This window comes from Methylophaga sp. UBA4204 (assembly GCF_002379485.1).
Taxonomy (GTDB): domain Bacteria; phylum Pseudomonadota; class Gammaproteobacteria; order Nitrosococcales; family Methylophagaceae; genus Methylophaga.
Genome location: NZ_DFTU01000053.1, coordinates 20,986 through 21,758, shown reverse-complemented (window position 1 = coordinate 21,758; position 773 = coordinate 20,986). Strand labels below are relative to the sequence as shown.

The following is a 773-nucleotide window of genomic DNA, read 5'->3' as shown; positions in this document are numbered from 1 at the left end:
GGCACCTTATTTCTGGATGAAATCGGTGATATGCCGTTGGAACTGCAAACACGACTGTTAAGAGTCTTATCAGACGGTGAGTTTTTCCGTGTTGGTGGGCATAGTGCTGTAAAAGCGGATGTGAGAATTATTGCTGCTACGCATCAGAACCTTGAACAGCAGGTTGAGCGTGGCGATTTCCGTGAGGATTTGTTTCACCGTTTAAATGTTATTCGTATCCATATTCCTTCCTTGCGTGAACGTCGGGAAGACATTCCGGCGCTGGTAGCCTACTTTCTCAACAAAGCGGCGCGCGAGCTTAATATGGGAGTAAAAAGTGTCTCACCTGAAGTTGAACGTTACTTATCGCAATTACCCTGGCCCGGCAACGTAAGACAATTAGAGAATACTTCTCGCTGGCTTACTGTGATGTCTCCGGGGCAGGTTGTGCAAATGGATGATTTGCCAATGGAGCTGACGGCTGACGGTGGTGTGGAAACAGCTCGTAGCGGTGGTGACTGGCAACAAATGTTTCGCCAGTGGGCTGCAAACAAGGCCCTGAGCGGACAGGAAGGCGTGTTGGCTGATGTTGTACCGATGATAGAACACCTGCTAATGGAGGTTGCTTTAGAGAAAACAGCCGGCAAACGTCAAGAAGCCGCAAAATTATTGGGCTGGGGCCGAAATACACTTACCCGTAAACTGAAAGAGAATTGATAATCGGGCTTGCTAGCATGTAGGGCTTTGTGTATAGTATGCGACTTAGTCAGGTGCGGGGTGGAGCAGCCTGGTAG

The 773-nt window shown here is 49.0% G+C and carries 1 protein-coding gene; it reads left to right on the top strand.

Annotated elements, in window-relative coordinates; translation table 11 throughout:
• Positions 1–696, top strand: a 696-nt coding sequence (locus B3182_RS07635) for a sigma 54-interacting transcriptional regulator (RefSeq protein WP_292752212.1), incomplete at its 5' end; no start/stop codon positions are given.
• Between the last annotated feature and the right edge of the window lie 77 nt (positions 697–773).